The sequence below is a fragment of the Nocardioides sp. genome (assembly GCF_024509035.1).
Taxonomy (GTDB): Bacteria; Actinomycetota; Actinomycetes; order Propionibacteriales; family Nocardioidaceae; genus Nocardioides.
The window spans coordinates 1-15,880 of record NZ_JANINT010000450.1 but is presented as its reverse complement, the minus strand read 5'-3'; the positions used below and the strand labels follow the sequence as shown (position 1 = coordinate 15,880).

Genomic DNA, 15,880 nt, shown 5'->3' with positions numbered 1-15,880 from the left:
ATCGCGATCGCCTCGGCCTGGACCGAGAGGAACGTCGAGTCCAGGTTGAGGGCCATCGGGCGGCGCCACTCCTCGAGGGTCAGGTCCAGCAGCGGCTTGTTCACCCCCGCGGTGCCCCCGGCGACGTTGACCGCGACCGAGATGTCGCCGAGCCGGGCACACGCCTCGGCCACCATGCGGGTGGGCGCAGCCGGGTCGGTGACGTCGGCCTGGATCGCCACCGCTCGGCGTCCGTGCTCACGGACCTCCTCGACGGTGCGGGCCGCGTCGTCGGCGTTGATGTCCACCACCGCGACGTCGCACCCGGCCGCCGCCAGGCGCAGCGCCGTCGCGCGGGCGATGCCGTTGCCGGCGCCGGTGACCAGCGCGACCCGTCCCTCGAGACCGAGCAGGGCCGAGAGGTCGCCGCTCATGAGTCCGCTCCCCGGAGCAGGGCCTGGGGCACCGGAGGTGCGGGGTTGAAGACCAGGTGGTCGGGGAGGATCGACTCGGCGTCGATGTCGTCGGGCTGCCACCCCGCGACGAGGGTGGCGCCGTCGAGGGTCCGCACCGGACGGTCGAACTCCTTGATCAGGCCCAGGGAGAACGCCACTCGGCCGGTCAGCTGCCGCGGATCGGCGGTGCAGAGGAGGAGGTTCGCCTCCGCCATCGTCTCCTCGGGCTCCGAGGGCCAGCCGGGGACGGCGCGCTGCGCGTTCTCGGTGGCCACGCCGCGGTTGGGGGCCAGGGTGTTCACGGCGATGTTGTCGTCGTACAGCTCCATGGCGGCGCCCGTGCTGAGCCGGTCGATGGCCGCCTTGGTCGCCCCGTAGAGGACCGACCCGAGCAGCGGGTGCGGGTCGTACGGCGGGCCGACCCGGGGGCCGGCCAGGCGCGAGGAGAGGTTGACGATCCACCCGGCACCTCGGGCGCGCATGCTGGGCACGACCGCCTTCATCAGGTCCCAGGTGTTCCAGACGTTGGTCTCGACGGAGTCGTAGAACGCCGCCCGGTCGATGTCCAGGAACGACGCCCCGTGGTGGCGGGCGGCGGCAGCGTTGTTGACGAGGATGTCGACGCGCGCGGCGAAGGCGTCCTCGATCTCGGCGACCAGCGCGGTCCGGTCCAGCTCGGGCTGCCCGAGATCGGCGACGAAGTGCCGGGCGGTGCCGCCCTCGGCGTTGATGATCTGGACGGTCTCCTCCAGCGAGCCGGCGAGCGAGCCGTCGCCGGGGTGCAGGGTGCGGGACACCGCGGCCACGGCGATGCCCTCGGACGCGAGGCGCCGCGCCATGGCGCGACCGATGCCGCGGCTGGCGCCGGTGACGATGGCCAGGTGCTGGGCCGGCTGGGTCATGCGGGTGCTCCGATCGGAGGGAGGTCGCCGAGCAGGTCGCCGAGCTCGGTCTCGACGGCCCCGGCCGAGCCGAGGGTGAAGGCGAGCTGGCGGCCCCACAGGAAGTAGCGGTGGATGGGGTAGTCGAGGTCGGCGCCGATGCCGCCGTGCAGGTGCTGGGTCGCGTGGACCGCGCGGAGGCCGCCGGTCGCCGTCCACCACTTCGCCACCAGGGAGGCGGCGCGGGCCGCGTCCTCCTCGCCGCGAGCGAGGTGCCACGCTGCCTGGTACGCCGTGAGGCGGATCCGCTCCGTGTCGAGGTGGGCGTCGGCGGCGCGGAGGGCGACGGCCTGGTTGGTGGAGAGCGGACGGCCGAACTGGATCCGCTGGGAGGTGTAGGCGGCGGTGATGGCGACCGCCTCGCTGCCGACGCCGACAGCCAAGGCGGCGAGGGCGATCCGGGCCCGGGTGCGGATGCGGTCCACGATCTCCTCGCCGGTGCAGCCGCTGCCGGCGAGCAGGTCCGCGGGGCCGGCCCGGACCCCGGTGAGGTCGATCGCGCCAGCGGCGTGCTTGTCCGTGGTCGCGACGGGCTCGACCTGCAGTCTGTCGGTGGGGAGGATCGCGACGCGAGTCCCCTCGGGCGTGGCGAACGGCACGACGACCGCCGCCGAGACCGGGGCTGCGATGACGAGGTCGAGGCGACCACTCAGGGTCCAGCCGTCTCCGTCAGGGGTGCCGACGACCGGCAGCGAGCCGTCGGCCGCGGTCTCGACGTGGCCGGTGACGAGGAGGGAGCCGTCGAGGATCCCGGGCAGCCACCGGCTGCGCTGCTCGGCGGTGCCGTGGTCGGCGATCGGCTCGGCGCCGCAGGTGATGACCGGCCAGAGCGGCACGGGTGCGACCCGGCGACCCTGCTGCTCGAGCAGGGCGAGGAGGGCGGGAGTGCCCAGCCCGGCACCGCCGTGCTGCTCCTCCAGCGTGAGCCCGAGGAGCCCCGACTCGGCGAGGACCCGCCAGAGGTCGGCGTCGAAGCCGCCGTGCTCCCGCTCGATCCGCCGGATGTGGGCGGGGTCGCACCGGTCGGCGAAGATCTTGGCCGCGAGCTCCGCGACCTCCTGCAGGTCGGGGTCCAGGTGGAAGTCCATCACTGTGCCTCCTTCGACGAGGGCTCGGGGCGGCGGCGAGCCGCCAGGGTCATGCCGAGGGACTTGGCCGCGACGAGCTCGCGCATCACCTCGTTGGTGCCGCCGCCGAACGTGTTGTTCTGCGAGCGGCGGGACAGCCCCTCCACGCGTCCGGCGAGCACGGCCCCGGGGGAGCCCGGGCGCACCAGGCCGGCGGCGCCGAGCACCTCCTGGAGCAGGGCATAGACCTGGACGACGGTCTCGGTGCCGATCACCTTCGCGGCGCCGGAGTCGCCGCCGGAGAGGGTGTTGGCGGCGATGTCGGCCACCAGCCGCAGGTTGAACAGGTCGCTCGCGCTCAGCAGCGCGTAGGCCTGCGCCAAGCGCGCCCGCACCCACGGGACGTCGTACACCGTGCCCGCGCCCAGCGGGGTCGCTCGCGCCCAGGCCAGCGTCTCGCCGAACAGCTCGTTGGCGACACCACCGCGGGCGGCCAGCGCGACGCGCTCGTGGTTGAGCTGGGCGGTGATGATCGACCAGCCGGCGTTGAGCTCGCCGACCACGTTGCTGAGCGGGACCCGCACGTTCTCGTAGTACGTCGCCGAGGTGGAGTGACCCCCGACGGTCTCGATCGGCGTCACCGAGAAGCCCGGTGCGGTGGTCGGCACCATGACCAGCGAGATCCCGCGATGCCGGACGGCGTCGGGGTCGGTGCGGATGGCCAACCAGATCCAGTCGGCGAACATGCCGCCGGAGGTGAAGATCTTGCTGCCGTTGATGACCAGCTCGTCCCCCTCCACGACACCGCGGGTCTGCAGTGACGCCAGGTCGGTGCCGGCGTTGGGCTCGGTGTAGCCGATCGCGAAGTTCAGCTCACCGGTGAGGATCTTGGGCAGGAAGTAGCTCTTCTGCTCCTCGGTGCCGTAGGCCATCAGCGCCGGCGCCACCGTGTTGAGCGTGACCAGCGACAGCGGGGCGTCCGCGCGGATCGCCTCGTCGTAGAAGACGAAGAGCGCCTCCGGGTCCTCGCCGCGGCCGCCGTACTCCTCGGGCCAGCCGAGCCCGAGCCAGCCGTCGCGGCCCATCTGGCGGAGCAGTCGGTCGAAGACGGGTCCGCCCTCGTCCTGGTGGACGAGCTCGGCGCGGTCGGCGTCGTCGATGAGGTCGGCGAAGTAGGCGCGCAGCTCGCGGCGCAGCTCCTTGGAGGCGGGGGAGAGATCGGGGTACATCGTCATGTCCTTCCTGCGGCACTGAGTCCGCTGATGCGTCCGAACAGGGACCCGTCGCCGAGCGACAGGCCGCTGCAGTAGCCGTGGGCGGCGACGCCGGAGGTGGTCCGTCCGGCGGCGTACAGGCCGGGGACGGGGGACCCGTCGGCGGCGAGCACCTCCCCGCTGGGCAGCGTGTCGAGGCCGCCGAGGGTGAAGATCGAGTTCGGGAACGCGTGGGGGCCGAGGTCGAAGGCGGCCAGTGGTCCGGTCAGGGGGCGCAGCCATGCCGCGGCCTTGCCGTAGATCGGGTCGCACCCGGCGGCGGCGTGCTCGTTGTAGTGGTGCAGGGTCGTGGTGAGCGAGCCGGCGGGCAGTCCGGCGTCGGCCTCGAGCTCCTCGACGGTCTCGGCGGCCCAGGTGATCGGCAACGGGAAGCGCTGCGGGTCGAGGGCCTCCTCGTCGAGGATCAGCAGGACCCGCTCACGGTGCATCGCGGCCTGGCCGACGCGGCCCATGTAGGTGTCCTCGTTGACGAACCTGCGCCCGGTCTGGTCGACGAGGATCCCGCTGAGGTTGCCGCGAGCGAGGTTGAAGGGGAGCGCCCACTCCAGGGCGTCCAGGTGCTTGGTGCGCGCGCCCATGGCCGTGGCCATCGAGATGGCGGTGCCGTCGTCACCGTCGGTGCCGAGCCGGTGCGGGGTGCGCAGACCGGCCGGCGCGTGCCGGGCGAGCATGTCGTCGGAGAAGGCGAAGCCACCGGCGGCCAGCACGACGCCCCGGCGCGCGCGCACGGCGCGGGTCTCGCCGAACCGGCGCACGAGCACGCCGACGACCACACCGTCGTCGACGACCAGACACAGCGCGCGCGTGTCGTACGACGCCCGCGCGCCCGCCGACGTGGCCGCCTCGACCAGCACTTCCATCAGCCGGGCCCCGCCGGGACGCGAGCCCTGGGTGATGTGGGCGCGAGGGGCGGGCGGCACGAGAGCCGCGAACGGCGCTGCGTTCTCGCCGCCGGTGAACATCAGGCCCTGGCCGCGGGCCGCCGAGGGGCCGACGTGCTCGGAGTCCAGGGTGCCGACGAACTCGGCGCCCTGGGCGACCAGCCAGTCGTGGTGCTCGACGCTGCGCTCGACGTACACGTCGATCTTGGCGTCGTCGGCGCCCGGACCGCAGGCGAGGCGCAGGAACGCGGCCATCGCCTCGGGGGTGTCCTCGACGCCGGCGGCGACCTGCGTCGCGGTGCCGCCCCCGAGGTAGACCATCCCGTCGGAGAGGGCGGCCGCACCCCCGGCCGCGCCGGCGCGCTCGAGCACCAGCACGTCCGCACCCACCCCGGCCGCCTCCAAGGCCGCCGACGCACCGGCGACGCCGAAGCCCACGACCACGACGTCGGCCTCGTCGTGCCAGGTGCCGATCGTGCTCGCCTGGACGGGCGCGACGGAGTGGGTGGAGGACATCAGTGGTCCGCGCTCAGCACGAGAGCGCTGTGCGGCACCGGCGAGCCGCCGGTGACCAGGACGTTGTCGATGCTCTTGGCCGGCTGGTTGACCGACGTGCCGCGGATCAGCCGGACCGCCTCGGCGATGCCGTTGACGCCGTGGATGTAGGCCTCGCCCAACTGACCGCCGTGGGTGTTGACCGGCAGCCGGCCGTCGATCTCGAGCGCACCGGAGGCGATCAGGTCCTTGGCCTCGCCGCGCTCGCAGAAGCCGTACTCCTCCAGCTGGAGCAGGAGCATGGGCGTGAAGGCGTCGTAGAGGATCGCGGCGTCGATCTCCTGCGGGCCCAGTCCGGCCTGGCGCCACAGCTGCTGGGCGACCAGCTCGACCTCCGGCATCGCGTCGATGTCGTCGCGGTAGTAGGAGCTCATCGAGATCTGCTGGGGACCGACGCCCTGGGCGGCACCGCTGATGAGGGCGGGCCTGTGGGGCAGGTCGCGGGCGCGCTCGGCGCTGACGATCACGAGCGCCTGGCCGCCGTCGGACTCCTGGCAGCAGTCGAGGAGCCGCATCGGGTCCGCGATCATCGGCGAGCTCTGGTGGTCCTCGATCGTGATGGGGCGCTGGTAGAACCACGCCTTCGGGTTGCTCGCGGCGTACTTGCGGGACAGGACGGACACGGCGCCGAAGTCGGCGCTGGTGGCGCCGTACTTGTGCATGTAGCGGCGGGCCAGGAACGCCTCCTGGGCAGCAGGGGTCAGCAGCCCGTAGGGGTTGATCCAGTTGCGGTACTCCTGGTCGGTGTTGTGCACGTACGCGAACGACGGCGGCCCCTGGCCGAACCGGTGGCCCGAGCGCTCGTTGAACGCGCGGTAGACGACCACGACGTCGGCGACGCCGCTGGCGACGGCGAGCGCCGCCTGCTGCACCGGCGCGCAGGCACCGCCGCCGCCGTGCGGGATCCGGCTGAAGAACGTGAGCTCGGGGATCCCGAGCGCGCGGGCCACGGCGATCTCGGGGTTGGTCTCCATGGTGAACAGCGCGAACCCGTCGACCTCCTCGACGCCGATCTGGGCGTCCGCGAGGGCGGCCAGCACGGACTCGCAGGCCAGCCGCCACTCGCTGCGCCCGGAGTCCTTGGAGAACTCCGTGGCGCCGATGCCGGCGATCGCTGCCTGGCGGGAGAACCCGGACGTGGGGCTCATCGGGAGACCTCCTGGAGGGTCGCGGTCGCGGTGACGTGCACGCCGAGGGAGTTGCTGCCGGTGACCTTGACCGTGGTCACGCCGTCGTCGACGGCGGTGACCTCGCCGGTCATGGTCATCACGTCGCCGGCGAAGTTCGGTACGCCGAGGCGCAGGCTCACCGAGGTGAGCCGGGCGCTCGGACCGGCCCAGTCGGTGAGGTACTTGTCGATCCAGCCGTTGGTGGTGTTGATCGACATGAAGACGTCGCGGGTGCCGCGGGCCTGAGCGGCGCCGGGGTCGTGGTGGACGTCTTCGAAGTCCTGCGACGCGATCGCGCCCGCGACGATCAGGGTCCGGTCCATCTCGACGACGAGCTCGGGCAGGACGGTGCCGACGGAGTGGTCGGGGAGGCGGTCGGGGAGGCGCTCGGGGATGCTCATGCGCCTGCCTCCTCGGCGGCGAGCCGCAGCCGCGGCAGGGTCTCGCCGTGCGGGTGCTCTCCGAAGAACACCTCGACCGGCATGTCGATGCGGAGTCGGTCGGCGCCGCCCTCGCCGAGGTCGTCGAAGTCGGCCACGAGGCGGGTGCCCTCGGCGAGGTCGACCAGGCCCACCACGAGCGGGTAGCGGAAGCCCGGGTCCTGGGGCTTGTGCACGACCGTCCAGGAGTGCAGCGTGCCGCGGCGCGCCGACTCGACGGTGTCCCACTCGAACGAGCGGCAGTGCGGGCAGACCGGACCAGGTGGGTGGCGCAGGGTGCCGCAGTCGCCGCACCGCTGGATCAGCAGCCGGCCCTCGCGGGCGCCGGCGAACCAGAACTCGTTGTCCTGGGTGACGATCAGCGGCGGCACCGAGGTCGGGCGCGGCGCGGCAGGGGTGTCGGACATCAGCTCTCCTGGGTGCTCGCGGCGGCGGGGCGGAAGCGGAGGATGCGGAAGTCCTCCTCGACGACCGTGCGGTCGTCCTGGTCGACGTAGCGCTTGTGCAGGGTGATGAACCACCCCTCGCCCAGGCCGGTCGTCTTGGGCCCGAACACGTCGGCGATGGTGAAGTGGCAGGTGACGTGGTCGCCCGGGCGCAGCTCGTGCAGGTAGCGCTGGTCGACGTTGGTCGCCACGACGGAGGTGAACCCGGCGTCGTCGAGGATCTTCAACAGGCGCGAGTAGGCGAAGTCCTCCGCCTGGCCGGTGGCCCGGGCGGCCTGGACGGCACGCCAGCGGCGGTAGCCGTTCATCACCCAGGTCGAGACCATCGCCGGCGGCATCACCACGCCGTCACGTCCGGTCGCCCGAGCGGCCTCGGCGTCGACGTACACGGGGTTATGGTCGTCGTGCGCCTCGACCCAGTTGCGGATCATGGCCTCGTTGACCTGGTAGCGCGCCACGCGCGGGGGCTCGGCCTCGAGGCCGATGAACTCCCTGAGCTCCTCGAGCTGCACCGGCACAGTCCTCGTCTCCTCCGGGCGCGAACGACGGGGGCGCCCTGGGCCGGAGTGTCATCCGCGTGCCGAGCGCGGACGTCGGCACTCCCGATGAGTGGAAGCGGCCCCGGACCGACCGGCGCGCGGCCACACGATGAGCGCCCGGCGACCAGTGATGGAGGGCGAGCGACCCGGTGGACCTGACCTACACCAGCGAGGACGAGCAGTTCCGCGACGAGGTGCGCACCTGGCTCGCCGAGAACCTGGTCGGCGACTTCGCCCGGCTGCGCGGGACCGGCGGCTCCGGCCGCGAGCACGAGCTCTTCGAGGAGCGCCGCGCCTGGAACCAGCACCTGGCGGCAGCCGGCTGGACCTGCCTCGGGTGGCCGGTCGAGCACGGGGGCCGCGGGCTGAGCCTGTTCCAGCAGGTGATCTTCCACGAGGAGTACGCGCGGGCGGACGCGCCGGGGCTGGTCAACCACCTCGGCGAGGAGCTCCTCGGTCCGACCTTGATCGCGCTGGGCACGCCCGAGCAGCAGGCCCGGTTCCTGCCGAGGATCCGCGAGGTCACCGAGCTGTGGTGCCAGGGCTACTCCGAGCCAAACGCCGGCTCGGACCTCGCGGGCGTACGCACCCGGGCGCGTCGCGACGGGGACCGCTGGGTGATCGACGGACAGAAGGTGTGGACCTCGCTCGCGCACCACTCCGACTGGTGCTTCGTGGTCGCCCGCACCGACCCCGACAGCGTGCGTCACGCGGGCCTGTCCTACCTGCTCGTGCCGATGGACCAGCCCGGTGTCGAGGTGCGCCCGATCCTGCAGCTCACCGGCACCTCGGAGTTCAACGAGGTCTTCTTCGACGGCGCCGTCACCGACGCCTCGATGGTCGTGGGCGAGCCCGGCAGCGGTTGGTCCGTCGCGATGGCGACGCTCGGCTTCGAGCGCGGCGTCTCCACCGTGGGCCAGCAGGTCGGCTTCGCCCGCGAGCTGGACGCCGTCGTCGAGGCGGCCCGGCGCAGTGGTGCGTACGACGACCCGGTGGTGGCCGATCGCATCGCCCGCGCACGGCTGACCCTCGAGGTCATGCGGACCCACGCGCTGCGCACGCTGAGCGCCTACGACGCGGGCTCCCAGGGCCCGGAGGCCTCGGTCTCCAAGCTCCTGTGGGGCCGCTGGCACCGTGACCTCGGCGAGCTCGCGATGGAGGTCCGCGGGGCCGAGGCGCTCACCGTGGCGCCGTCGTACGCCCTCGACCGCGACCAGACGACGTTCCTGTTCAGCCGGGCCGACACGATCTACGGCGGCTCGGACGAGATCCAGCGCAACATCCTGGCCGAGCGCGTGCTCGGCCTTCCCCGAGAGGCGAGGCAGTGACCGAGCAGCAGCGGCCGGCAGCACCGGCGTACGTCCCGGGCCACGGGCTCCTGAGCGACAAGGTGGCCGTGGTGACCGCCGCGGCCGGCGCCGGCATCGGCGCGGCCGTGGTCCGCAGGATCCTGGAGGAGGGTGCCCGCGCGGTCGTGCTCGGCGACACCCACGAGCGCCGGCTGGGAGAGGCCGTCGAGTCGCTGGGCGGGGAGTTCGGCGCCGACCGGGTGAGCGGGCTCGTCTGCGACGTGACGGTCGAGGAGCAGGTCGGGGCGCTGCTGGCGGAGGCCGAGCGGTTCGGCGGCGTCGACGTCCTGGTCAACAACGCCGGCCTCGGCGGCACCGACTCGATCCTCGAGATGAGCGACGACCAGTGGCACCGCGTCATCGACATCAGCCTGACCGGCACCATGCGCTGCGTGCGTGCCGCGGGACGGCTCATGCGCGACCGCGGACGTGGCGGAGTGATCGTCAACAACGCCTCGGTCGTCGGCTGGCGCGCCCAGGAGGGGCAGGCGCACTACGCCGCCGCCAAGGCCGGCGTGATGGCCCTGACCCGGTGCGCCGCGCTCGACCTGGCGCCGTACGGCGTCCGCGTCAACGCGGTCTCGCCCAGCCTCGCGATGCACCCCTTCCTGGCGAAGGTCACCACCGACGAGGCACTCGAGGAGCTCACGAGCCGCGAGGCGTTCGGTCGTGCGGCTGAGCCGTGGGAGGTCGCCAACGTGATGGTCTTCCTCGCCTCCGACTACTCCTCCTACATGACCGGCGAGGTCCTCTCGGTCTCCAGCCAGCACGCGTGAGAGGGACACCGATGACCGAGGCCTACATCGTCGGAGCCGTCCGCACCGCCGTCGGGCGTCGCGGCGGCTCGCTGTCCGCCATACACTCCGCCGACCTCGCGGGACACGTGATCGCCGAGCTCGTCTCGCGGACCGGCGTCGACCCGGCCGTCGTCGACGACGTGATCCTGGGCTGCAACGACACGGTCGGGTCGCAGGCGGGCGACATCGCGCGGACCGCCTGGCTCGTGGCCGGCCTGCCCGACCATGTCCCCGGGGTGACGATCGACCGTCAGTGCGGCTCCTCCCAGCAGGCGGTGCACTTCGCCGCGCAGGCCGTGATGTCGGGGACGCAGGATCTGGTCCTCGCCGGAGGCGTGCAGAACATGTCGGCCATCCCGATCTCGACGTCGATGGTGGTGGGGGAGCAGTTCGGCTTCACCACCCCGTTCGCCGAGTCGCCGGGCTGGCAGCGCCGGTACGGCGACCAGGAGGTCTCGCAGTTCCGGGCCGCGGAGATGATCGCCGAGAAGTGGGGGATCACCCGGGAGGACATGGAGGAGTTCGCGCTGCGCAGCCACCGGTCGGCGGTGCGCGCGATCGGCGAGGGTCGCTTCGACCGCGAGATCGTGGCCGTCGACGACTTCGCCACCGACGAGTGCCCGCGTCGGGAGACCTCGTTGGAGCGGATGTCCGGCCTGTCCCCGCTGCGTGAGGGCGGCCGGATCACGGCTGCCGTGTCCTCCTCGATCAGCGACGCGGCCTCGGCGATGCTCATCGCCTCGCCGCGCGCGGTGGAGGAGCACGGGCTCACCCCACGCGCCCGCATCCACCACCTGACGGTGCTCGCCGACGACCCGGTCTGGATGCTCACCGGCCCGATCCCCGCCACCCGCCGTGCTCTCGAGCGCTCCGGCCTGTCCGTCGACGACATCGACCTCTTCGAGATCAACGAGGCCTTCGCCTCCGTCGTCCTGGCCTGGCAGGCCGAGCTCGGCGTCGACCCCGACAAGGTCAACGTCAACGGCGGCGCCATCGCCCTCGGCCACCCCATCGGCGCCACCGGCACCCGCCTGATGACCACGCTGCTGCACGAGCTCGAGCGGACCGGTGGGCGTTACGGGCTGCAGGTGATGTGCGAGGGCGGCGGGCAGGCGAACGTGACGATCCTGGAGCGGGTTTAGAGCGACGCGAATACGAGTGACTGTCCTGGAAGGCGCGGCTATCCGCTAGTTGTCCGTGCGCCGCTCGAGATCGGCCTAGGGGCGATCGGCCCTCGGTCCGAGAAGCGGTCGACCTCGGACCTACTCGCGAGAGGGCATGCCTCGGTGGTCCGGCTCGGACTGCCCCACTACCTCGGTCCAGCGGAACTTGTCGACCAAGCGAGCGGTGACCGGCGCCCGCGCGAGCGCGGTGAGCAGGAGCAGTCCGAGTGCGGCGCCACCCACGTTGAAGGCCGGGTCGTTCACGTCGGCGATGTGACCGCCGGCGAGCAGGTGCGCGGTCGCGTACTGGCTCATCTCGATGCCCAGGCTCAGGCCGGTCGCCCCCGTCAGCACCCGTAGCCAGGACCACCTGGGGACGGCCAGCGGGACCAGCATGCCGACGGGCACGAAGACGCAGACGTTCATCACCGCGTCGGCCAGCTCGTAGCCCGTCCCAAGCGTGACGTTGACGAACTGGGTCCATGGGGTGCTGCTCGCGGGCTTGTCCAGGAAGATCGGGAAGACCGTGTTCGCGACGATTCCTGCGGAGTAGACCGCCAACGCGAGCGCCACTGCGACCCGCGGCGCCGTCAGCAGGCCGCGGCGCTTCAGGTGCCACGCGGCCACGCCGAAGACCGCCGCGCCGAGCGGCATCACCACCGGGAGCACCGGGACCTCGCCGAACAAGACTCCACTCCGATCTCCGCGCTGCTGGCGGATGCGATCGGCCGACGGGTGCCGGCCGCCGAGATCGTGTCGTGGAGTGGGGTCCAGCCACCTCGTCCTGAGGTGCCGGATGCGTGGCCGCAGGTACTGCTGCTGAGGACCGGCGGAGCGGTTTCGCGCGCTCGACGAGCCGAGCGGTCGGCCCGGGAGTTGGTTCCCGCGCGATGCACACGTGCGTCCTATCGCCGTCATTGGCCCGCAGGTCGAGGCGCGGTCCGAGCTCAGGCCACGTGGGGGTAGTCGGGGTCGAGCTGGATGTCGAATGGTGGGTACCAGACGTCGAGGACCAGGGGTTTCTGCGGTGGGTCGGGGTGCTGGGCGGCGTGGGGCGTGCTGGGGATGCGGCGGGTGCCGGTGTGGTCGACGAGGTAGTGGGCGCCGTGGGGGTCGCGCCAGACGTAGATGCCGGGGAAGGGTTGTCGGATCTGCCAGATGGCATGGGTCTTGATGCGGTGATGTCGTCTGGTCGTGGGGCCGTAGTTCCCGATCCCGCTGATCCCGCCTTGGGCGTGGGGTTTGGTGTGGTCGATGTCCATGGACCGGGAGGTGGAGGAGGCGTAGGGGAAGGTGTCGGCCGGCGTCATCAGATGCACGGCCTGTCGATGTCGGTCGGGGATCTCCCAGGCGTCCACGGGGGCCTGGCCGGCCAGGTCGAGGACCGGGCGGATCGTGAACCGTGCCTTGGGGCCGAGGAGGTCGCGGACCCATGCGTGGGTGACCGGGCCGTGGCCCTCCACCCGGGCGACGTCTTCGGCGTCGGGGCCGGCGTAGGTGTGCACGAACAGCTCGACCCGCGGGAGCAGGTCGGCGATGTCGGTGTCGTCGGTGGCGCCGGTGACCATGAGCAGGAACGCATGGACGCGGCGCTGGTCCTCGGTGGCCAGGTCCGGATCGTCCGGGCAGCTCTCAGCGACCTGCTCGGCGCGCATGGCAACCGCGGCCTCGATGGCATCGATCGTCGCGACGTCGGCGTGGACCAGGTAGGAGCCCATGCCGTGGGCCTCGCCGCGACACTTCTTCGCGAAGGTGGCCTTCGCAGCGCGTTCCTCGGCTTCCCGGGCGAGCTCGGGGGCGGCTTGGGCGACCTTGGCCTCGACCAGTGCTTCGAACCGCGACCACGGGATCCGCCCGTCGGCGGACTCGACCACGGCCGCGTCGACGTAGGCGGCTTCCTCGGGCTGCAGGTCGCGGGTCTTGGAGACGACGTCGCGGGCGTAGGAGGCGCGGACCTCGCCGGCCTCGACGCGTGCCCACAGCTGGGGGTGACGGTGGTGCAGGTCTTGGGCGTCGGCGATCAGCCGGGCCGCGGCGTAGGGCGAGCGCCCGATGCGGGCGCCGAGCTCGGCGGCCGCGAACTCGGTGACCTCCGGGACACCGGGTCCACCGAGGCGGCGGACGCGCTCGCTGCCGTGCACTCCGGCCCAGTGGGAGTCGAGGCGGTCGGCGGTGTGGATCACCGACCACTGGTACGCAGCCCGCAACAGGTCGGCCTCGGCCCGCCAGACGGTGTCGGCGCAGGCGCCGGCGAAGTCGAGGACCTGGTCCTCGCTCATCTCCTCCAACGCGAGCTGCTGCATGAGTACAAGCCAAGCAGGGGGCACCGACAGTGCGAGGCCCAGAACCCCTTGTTCCACAGGGATCCCGCAAACTCGAAAGTAAAATCGTGCGTCGCGCCAGGTGGGGTGAAGCAGGAGATGCGCCGGTCCCACCTCGGCGTACCCGCGGGCCGATCCGCATCTCGACGACCTGCGCGGGCTGCGTGGTTTCGAGGCTCGTCGCTAGCGCTCCTCGCACCTCAACCACCGTGCCGCTACGCCCTGCCTTATATGCGGGGGTCTCGACAGGCTCGACCACCGGCGCCGGCTCGTCGCTGGCGCTCCTCGCACCTCAACCACCGGGGTCGGCGCCGTGCGCGGGCTGCGGTGGTTTCGAGGCTCGTCGCTGGCGCTCCTCGCACCTCAACCACCGGATTTGGGTCAGACGGTGACGCCCTGCACGTCCTCCAACCGAGCCACGGCCTGGGCGATGATCCGGTCGACCAGCTCCTCGCAGGTGGGCAGGTCGTCGATGACGCCGACGACCTGGCCGGAGGCGAGCATCCCGGCGCTGAGGTCGCCCTCGACGAGGCCGGCGCGCAGCAGCATGGGGGTGTTGGCGGCAAGGACCATCTGGCCCCAGGTCCGCTCGCTGCCGGCCTTCATGGCTCGGCCCTCGCGGAGCAGCTGGGCCCAGCCGACGCCGGAGAGGCGCTTGAACTGGGCCGTACGGCGAGCTGTGCGGGCCAGCCGGGTCACCGTGTTCTCCGACTCGAGGCCGTTGACGAACTCGGTGCGCAGCAGCCGGTGCGGCATGCCGTCGGCCTTGGGGGTGACGACGGTGCCGTCGGTGCCGTAGGTCAGGTAGTGCTCCTTGACCTGGCGGGGGACCGCGCTGTCCGAGGTCAGCAGGAAGCGGGTGCCCATGCCGATGCCGGCAGCGCCGTACGACAGCGCCGCCACCAGACCGCGACCGTCGAAGAAGCCACCGGCGGCGACGACGGGGATGTCGACCGCGTCGATGACGGAGGGCAGCAACAGGGTCGTCGGCGTGGCGCCGGTGTGGCCGCCGCCCTCGCCGCCCTGGACCATGACGATGTCGGCGCCCCAGGCGGCGACCTTCTCCGCGTGCCGTGGCGCGCCGACGGACGGCATCACGACCAGTCCTGCGTCCTTGAGCTTCTTGATCAGCGCCTCCTTGGGCGCCAACGCGAACGAGGCGACCTTGACGCGCTGGGCGATCAGCAGGTCGACCCGTTTCTCTGCATCCTCGGCGTCGGCGCGCAGGTTCACCCCGAACGGCGCGTCGGTCCGCGACTTCACCTCGTCGATGGCCCGGACGAGCTCGTCGTAGCTCATGGTGGCCGACGCCAGCAGCCCGAGCGCACCCGCGTTCGCGGTAGCGGCGACCAGGCGCGGGCCGGCTACCCAGCCCATCCCGGTCTGCACGATGGGGTGGCGTACGCCGGTCAGGTCGGTCAGGGCGGTCCGGAAGGTCGGGGGAGTGGTCATCGCTCAGCCCTTCCGCTGCGCGGACTTGTCGGTCCCCGCGAAGTCGTCGCGCATCTCGTCGGCCACGCCCATCAGGTTGAGCTCGAAGGTGAAGCCCTGCTCGAAGCGGTAGCTCTTGTTCACGTCGACCGGGTCGATCCCGTTGAGCGCCTCCTTGGCGGCTCGGATGACCTGGGTGTTCTTCGATGCGACGACGGCGGCGATCTCCAGCGCGGTGGCGTCGAGCTGCTCGGGCGGGACGACGCGGTAGACCGAGCCGTGCTGCACGAGGTCGGCGGCGGGGACCTTGCCGGCGGTGAAGTAGAGGGTGCGCATCAGGTGTTGGGGGACCAGCCGCGCCATGTGGGTGGCCGCGCCGAGCGCGCCCTGGTTGACCTCGGGGACGCTGAAGTACGCCCGGTCGGACGCAACGATGATGTCGCAGTTGCCGACCAGGCCGACCCCGCCGCCGATGCAGTGGCCGTCGACGGCGGCGATCACCGGCACGGCGCACTCGTAGATCGCCTTGAACGCCGCGTAGCAGCCGCGGTTCGCGCCCAGGATCGCGTCGAAGCCGCTCGTCGTCTGCATCTCCTTGATGTCGACGCCCGCGTTGAACCCGCGACCCTCGGCGCGCAGCACCACGACGTGCACGTCCGCGTCCGCTCCGGCGGCGTCCATCGCCGACGCGACGGCGAACCAGTCGTCGACGGTGAGGGCGTTGACCGGGGGCGCGGACATGGTGATGACGGCGATGTGTCCGTCGACCACCTCGGTGGTGACGCTCATGGAGGTCCTTTCGCGGCGCGGAGCAGGCACTGGCCCGCTCCCACTGAGTGGTGTCGGAGCAGCGTAAGAACCACGTCCGCGGTGTCATGGCGCGCAACCGCTGAGTGGGAGTCAGGAGAACCGAGTGAGCAGGATCCTCGAGGGACGCGTCGCCATCGTCACCGGAGCCGGGCGCGGTCTCGGGCGTGAGCACGCCTTGGAGCTGGCCCGCCAGGGCGCGCGGGTCGTGGTCAACGACTACGGCGTCAGCCTGGCCGGTGAGGGCACCGGCGAGACGCCGGCCG

General features: G+C 72.1%; 17 protein-coding genes. 4 read left to right on the top strand and 13 right to left on the bottom strand.

Features of this window, described 5'->3' with window-relative positions; translation table 11 throughout:
- From Q0L15_RS24700 to Q0L15_RS24660, 9 genes are all read right to left on the bottom strand, one after another.
- Nucleotides 1–413 (bottom strand): SDR family NAD(P)-dependent oxidoreductase (locus tag Q0L15_RS24700; RefSeq protein WP_296607507.1); only part of this gene is annotated, 413 nt, incomplete at its 3' end.
- Entirely contained in the window at nucleotides 410–1,336 is a 927-nt protein-coding gene (locus Q0L15_RS24695) for an SDR family NAD(P)-dependent oxidoreductase (protein WP_296607506.1), read from the bottom strand. The genes Q0L15_RS24695 and Q0L15_RS24700, both read right to left, overlap by 4 nt.
- Nucleotides 1,333–2,463: an acyl-CoA dehydrogenase family protein gene (locus Q0L15_RS24690; RefSeq protein ID WP_296607505.1), complete on the bottom strand. Its 1,131-nt coding sequence runs from the start codon at nucleotides 2,461–2,463 to the stop codon at nucleotides 1,333–1,335. Before Q0L15_RS24690 ends, Q0L15_RS24695 begins: the two co-directional genes overlap by 4 nt.
- Complete coding sequence (locus tag Q0L15_RS24685; RefSeq protein ID WP_296607504.1) at nucleotides 2,463–3,671, bottom strand: acyl-CoA dehydrogenase family protein; 1,209 nt, start codon at nucleotides 3,669–3,671, stop codon at nucleotides 2,463–2,465. The genes Q0L15_RS24690 and Q0L15_RS24685 overlap by 1 nt, the downstream gene beginning before the upstream one ends.
- A gap of 2 nt (nucleotides 3,672–3,673) precedes the next feature.
- Complete coding sequence (locus Q0L15_RS24680) at nucleotides 3,674–5,113, bottom strand: FAD-dependent oxidoreductase (protein ID WP_296607503.1); 1,440 nt, start codon at nucleotides 5,111–5,113, stop codon at nucleotides 3,674–3,676.
- Complete coding sequence (locus Q0L15_RS24675) at nucleotides 5,113–6,300, bottom strand: lipid-transfer protein (RefSeq protein WP_296607502.1); 1,188 nt, start codon at nucleotides 6,298–6,300, stop codon at nucleotides 5,113–5,115. The genes Q0L15_RS24680 and Q0L15_RS24675 overlap by 1 nt, the downstream gene beginning before the upstream one ends.
- The gene (locus Q0L15_RS24670; RefSeq protein ID WP_296607501.1) at nucleotides 6,297–6,722 is read right to left on the bottom strand and encodes a MaoC/PaaZ C-terminal domain-containing protein; all 426 of its coding nucleotides are present in this window, start codon (nucleotides 6,720–6,722) and stop codon (nucleotides 6,297–6,299) included. The genes Q0L15_RS24675 and Q0L15_RS24670 overlap by 4 nt, the downstream gene beginning before the upstream one ends.
- Nucleotides 6,719–7,168, bottom strand: a complete 450-nt coding sequence (locus Q0L15_RS24665; RefSeq protein ID WP_296607500.1) for a Zn-ribbon domain-containing OB-fold protein — start codon at nucleotides 7,166–7,168, stop codon at nucleotides 6,719–6,721. The genes Q0L15_RS24670 and Q0L15_RS24665 overlap by 4 nt, the downstream gene beginning before the upstream one ends.
- A complete protein-coding gene (locus tag Q0L15_RS24660) occupies nucleotides 7,168–7,719 on the bottom strand; it encodes a MaoC family dehydratase N-terminal domain-containing protein (protein ID WP_296607499.1) in 552 nt (183 codons plus the stop codon). The genes Q0L15_RS24665 and Q0L15_RS24660 overlap by 1 nt, the downstream gene beginning before the upstream one ends.
- Before the next feature lie 176 nt (nucleotides 7,720–7,895).
- Between Q0L15_RS24660 and Q0L15_RS24655 the strand changes: the two genes are divergently transcribed.
- The 3 genes from Q0L15_RS24655 to Q0L15_RS24645 are packed head-to-tail and all read left to right on the top strand — an operon-like array spanning nucleotide 7,896 to nucleotide 11,034.
- Nucleotides 7,896–9,074, top strand: coding sequence for an acyl-CoA dehydrogenase family protein (locus Q0L15_RS24655; RefSeq protein ID WP_296607498.1), 1,179 nt, complete (start codon nucleotides 7,896–7,898; stop codon nucleotides 9,072–9,074).
- Nucleotides 9,071–9,871 (top strand): SDR family oxidoreductase, encoded by an 801-nt coding sequence (locus tag Q0L15_RS24650; protein ID WP_296607497.1) that lies wholly within the window; start codon nucleotides 9,071–9,073, stop codon nucleotides 9,869–9,871. The genes Q0L15_RS24655 and Q0L15_RS24650 overlap by 4 nt, the downstream gene beginning before the upstream one ends.
- A gap of 11 nt (nucleotides 9,872–9,882) precedes the next feature.
- A complete protein-coding gene (locus tag Q0L15_RS24645; protein WP_296607496.1) occupies nucleotides 9,883–11,034 on the top strand; it encodes an acetyl-CoA C-acetyltransferase in 1,152 nt (383 codons plus the stop codon).
- Between the two features lie 120 nt (nucleotides 11,035–11,154).
- On the opposite strand, the gene Q0L15_RS24640 is transcribed toward Q0L15_RS24645, so the two are convergent.
- From Q0L15_RS24640 to Q0L15_RS24625, 4 genes are all read right to left on the bottom strand, one after another.
- Nucleotides 11,155–11,742 (bottom strand): VanZ family protein, encoded by a 588-nt coding sequence (locus Q0L15_RS24640; RefSeq protein WP_296607495.1) that lies wholly within the window; start codon nucleotides 11,740–11,742, stop codon nucleotides 11,155–11,157.
- Between the two features lie 260 nt (nucleotides 11,743–12,002).
- Entirely contained in the window at nucleotides 12,003–13,358 is a 1,356-nt protein-coding gene (locus Q0L15_RS24635) for an HNH endonuclease signature motif containing protein (protein ID WP_296607494.1), read from the bottom strand.
- Nucleotides 13,359–13,757: 399 nt separating this feature from the next.
- The gene (locus tag Q0L15_RS24630; RefSeq protein WP_296607493.1) at nucleotides 13,758–14,828 is read right to left on the bottom strand and encodes a nitronate monooxygenase; all 1,071 of its coding nucleotides are present in this window, start codon (nucleotides 14,826–14,828) and stop codon (nucleotides 13,758–13,760) included.
- A gap of 3 nt (nucleotides 14,829–14,831) precedes the next feature.
- Nucleotides 14,832–15,596, bottom strand: a complete 765-nt coding sequence (locus tag Q0L15_RS24625) for an enoyl-CoA hydratase family protein (RefSeq protein ID WP_296607492.1) — start codon at nucleotides 15,594–15,596, stop codon at nucleotides 14,832–14,834.
- A 124-nt stretch (nucleotides 15,597–15,720) separates the two neighbouring features.
- On the opposite strand from Q0L15_RS24625, the gene Q0L15_RS24620 reads away from it, so the two are divergent.
- A partial coding sequence (locus Q0L15_RS24620; RefSeq protein ID WP_296607508.1) for an SDR family NAD(P)-dependent oxidoreductase occupies nucleotides 15,721–15,880 on the top strand: 160 nt, incomplete at its 3' end.

Bases quoted from the DNA above. Each gene is read 5' to 3' on its own strand.
- Q0L15_RS24695 (WP_296607506.1), bottom strand. From the start codon at position 1,336: ATGACCCAGCCGGCCCAGCACCTGGCCATCGTCACCGGCGCCAGCCGC.
- Q0L15_RS24690 (WP_296607505.1), bottom strand. From the start codon at position 2,463: ATGGACTTCCACCTGGACCCCGACCTGCAGGAGGTCGCGGAGCTCGCG.
- Q0L15_RS24685 (WP_296607504.1), bottom strand. From the start codon at position 3,671: ATGTACCCCGATCTCTCCCCCGCCTCCAAGGAGCTGCGCCGCGAGCTG.
- Q0L15_RS24680 (WP_296607503.1), bottom strand. From the start codon at position 5,113: ATGTCCTCCACCCACTCCGTCGCGCCCGTCCAGGCGAGCACGATCGGC.
- Q0L15_RS24675 (WP_296607502.1), bottom strand. From the start codon at position 6,300: ATGAGCCCCACGTCCGGGTTCTCCCGCCAGGCAGCGATCGCCGGCATC.
- Q0L15_RS24670 (WP_296607501.1), bottom strand. From the start codon at position 6,722: ATGAGCATCCCCGAGCGCCTCCCCGACCGCCTCCCCGACCACTCCGTC.
- Q0L15_RS24665 (WP_296607500.1), bottom strand. From the start codon at position 7,168: ATGTCCGACACCCCTGCCGCGCCGCGCCCGACCTCGGTGCCGCCGCTG.
- Q0L15_RS24645 (WP_296607496.1), top strand. From the start codon at position 9,883: ATGACCGAGGCCTACATCGTCGGAGCCGTCCGCACCGCCGTCGGGCGT.
- Q0L15_RS24635 (WP_296607494.1), bottom strand. From the start codon at position 13,358: ATGCAGCAGCTCGCGTTGGAGGAGATGAGCGAGGACCAGGTCCTCGAC.
- Q0L15_RS24630 (WP_296607493.1), bottom strand. From the start codon at position 14,828: ATGACCACTCCCCCGACCTTCCGGACCGCCCTGACCGACCTGACCGGC.
- Q0L15_RS24625 (WP_296607492.1), bottom strand. From the start codon at position 15,596: ATGAGCGTCACCACCGAGGTGGTCGACGGACACATCGCCGTCATCACC.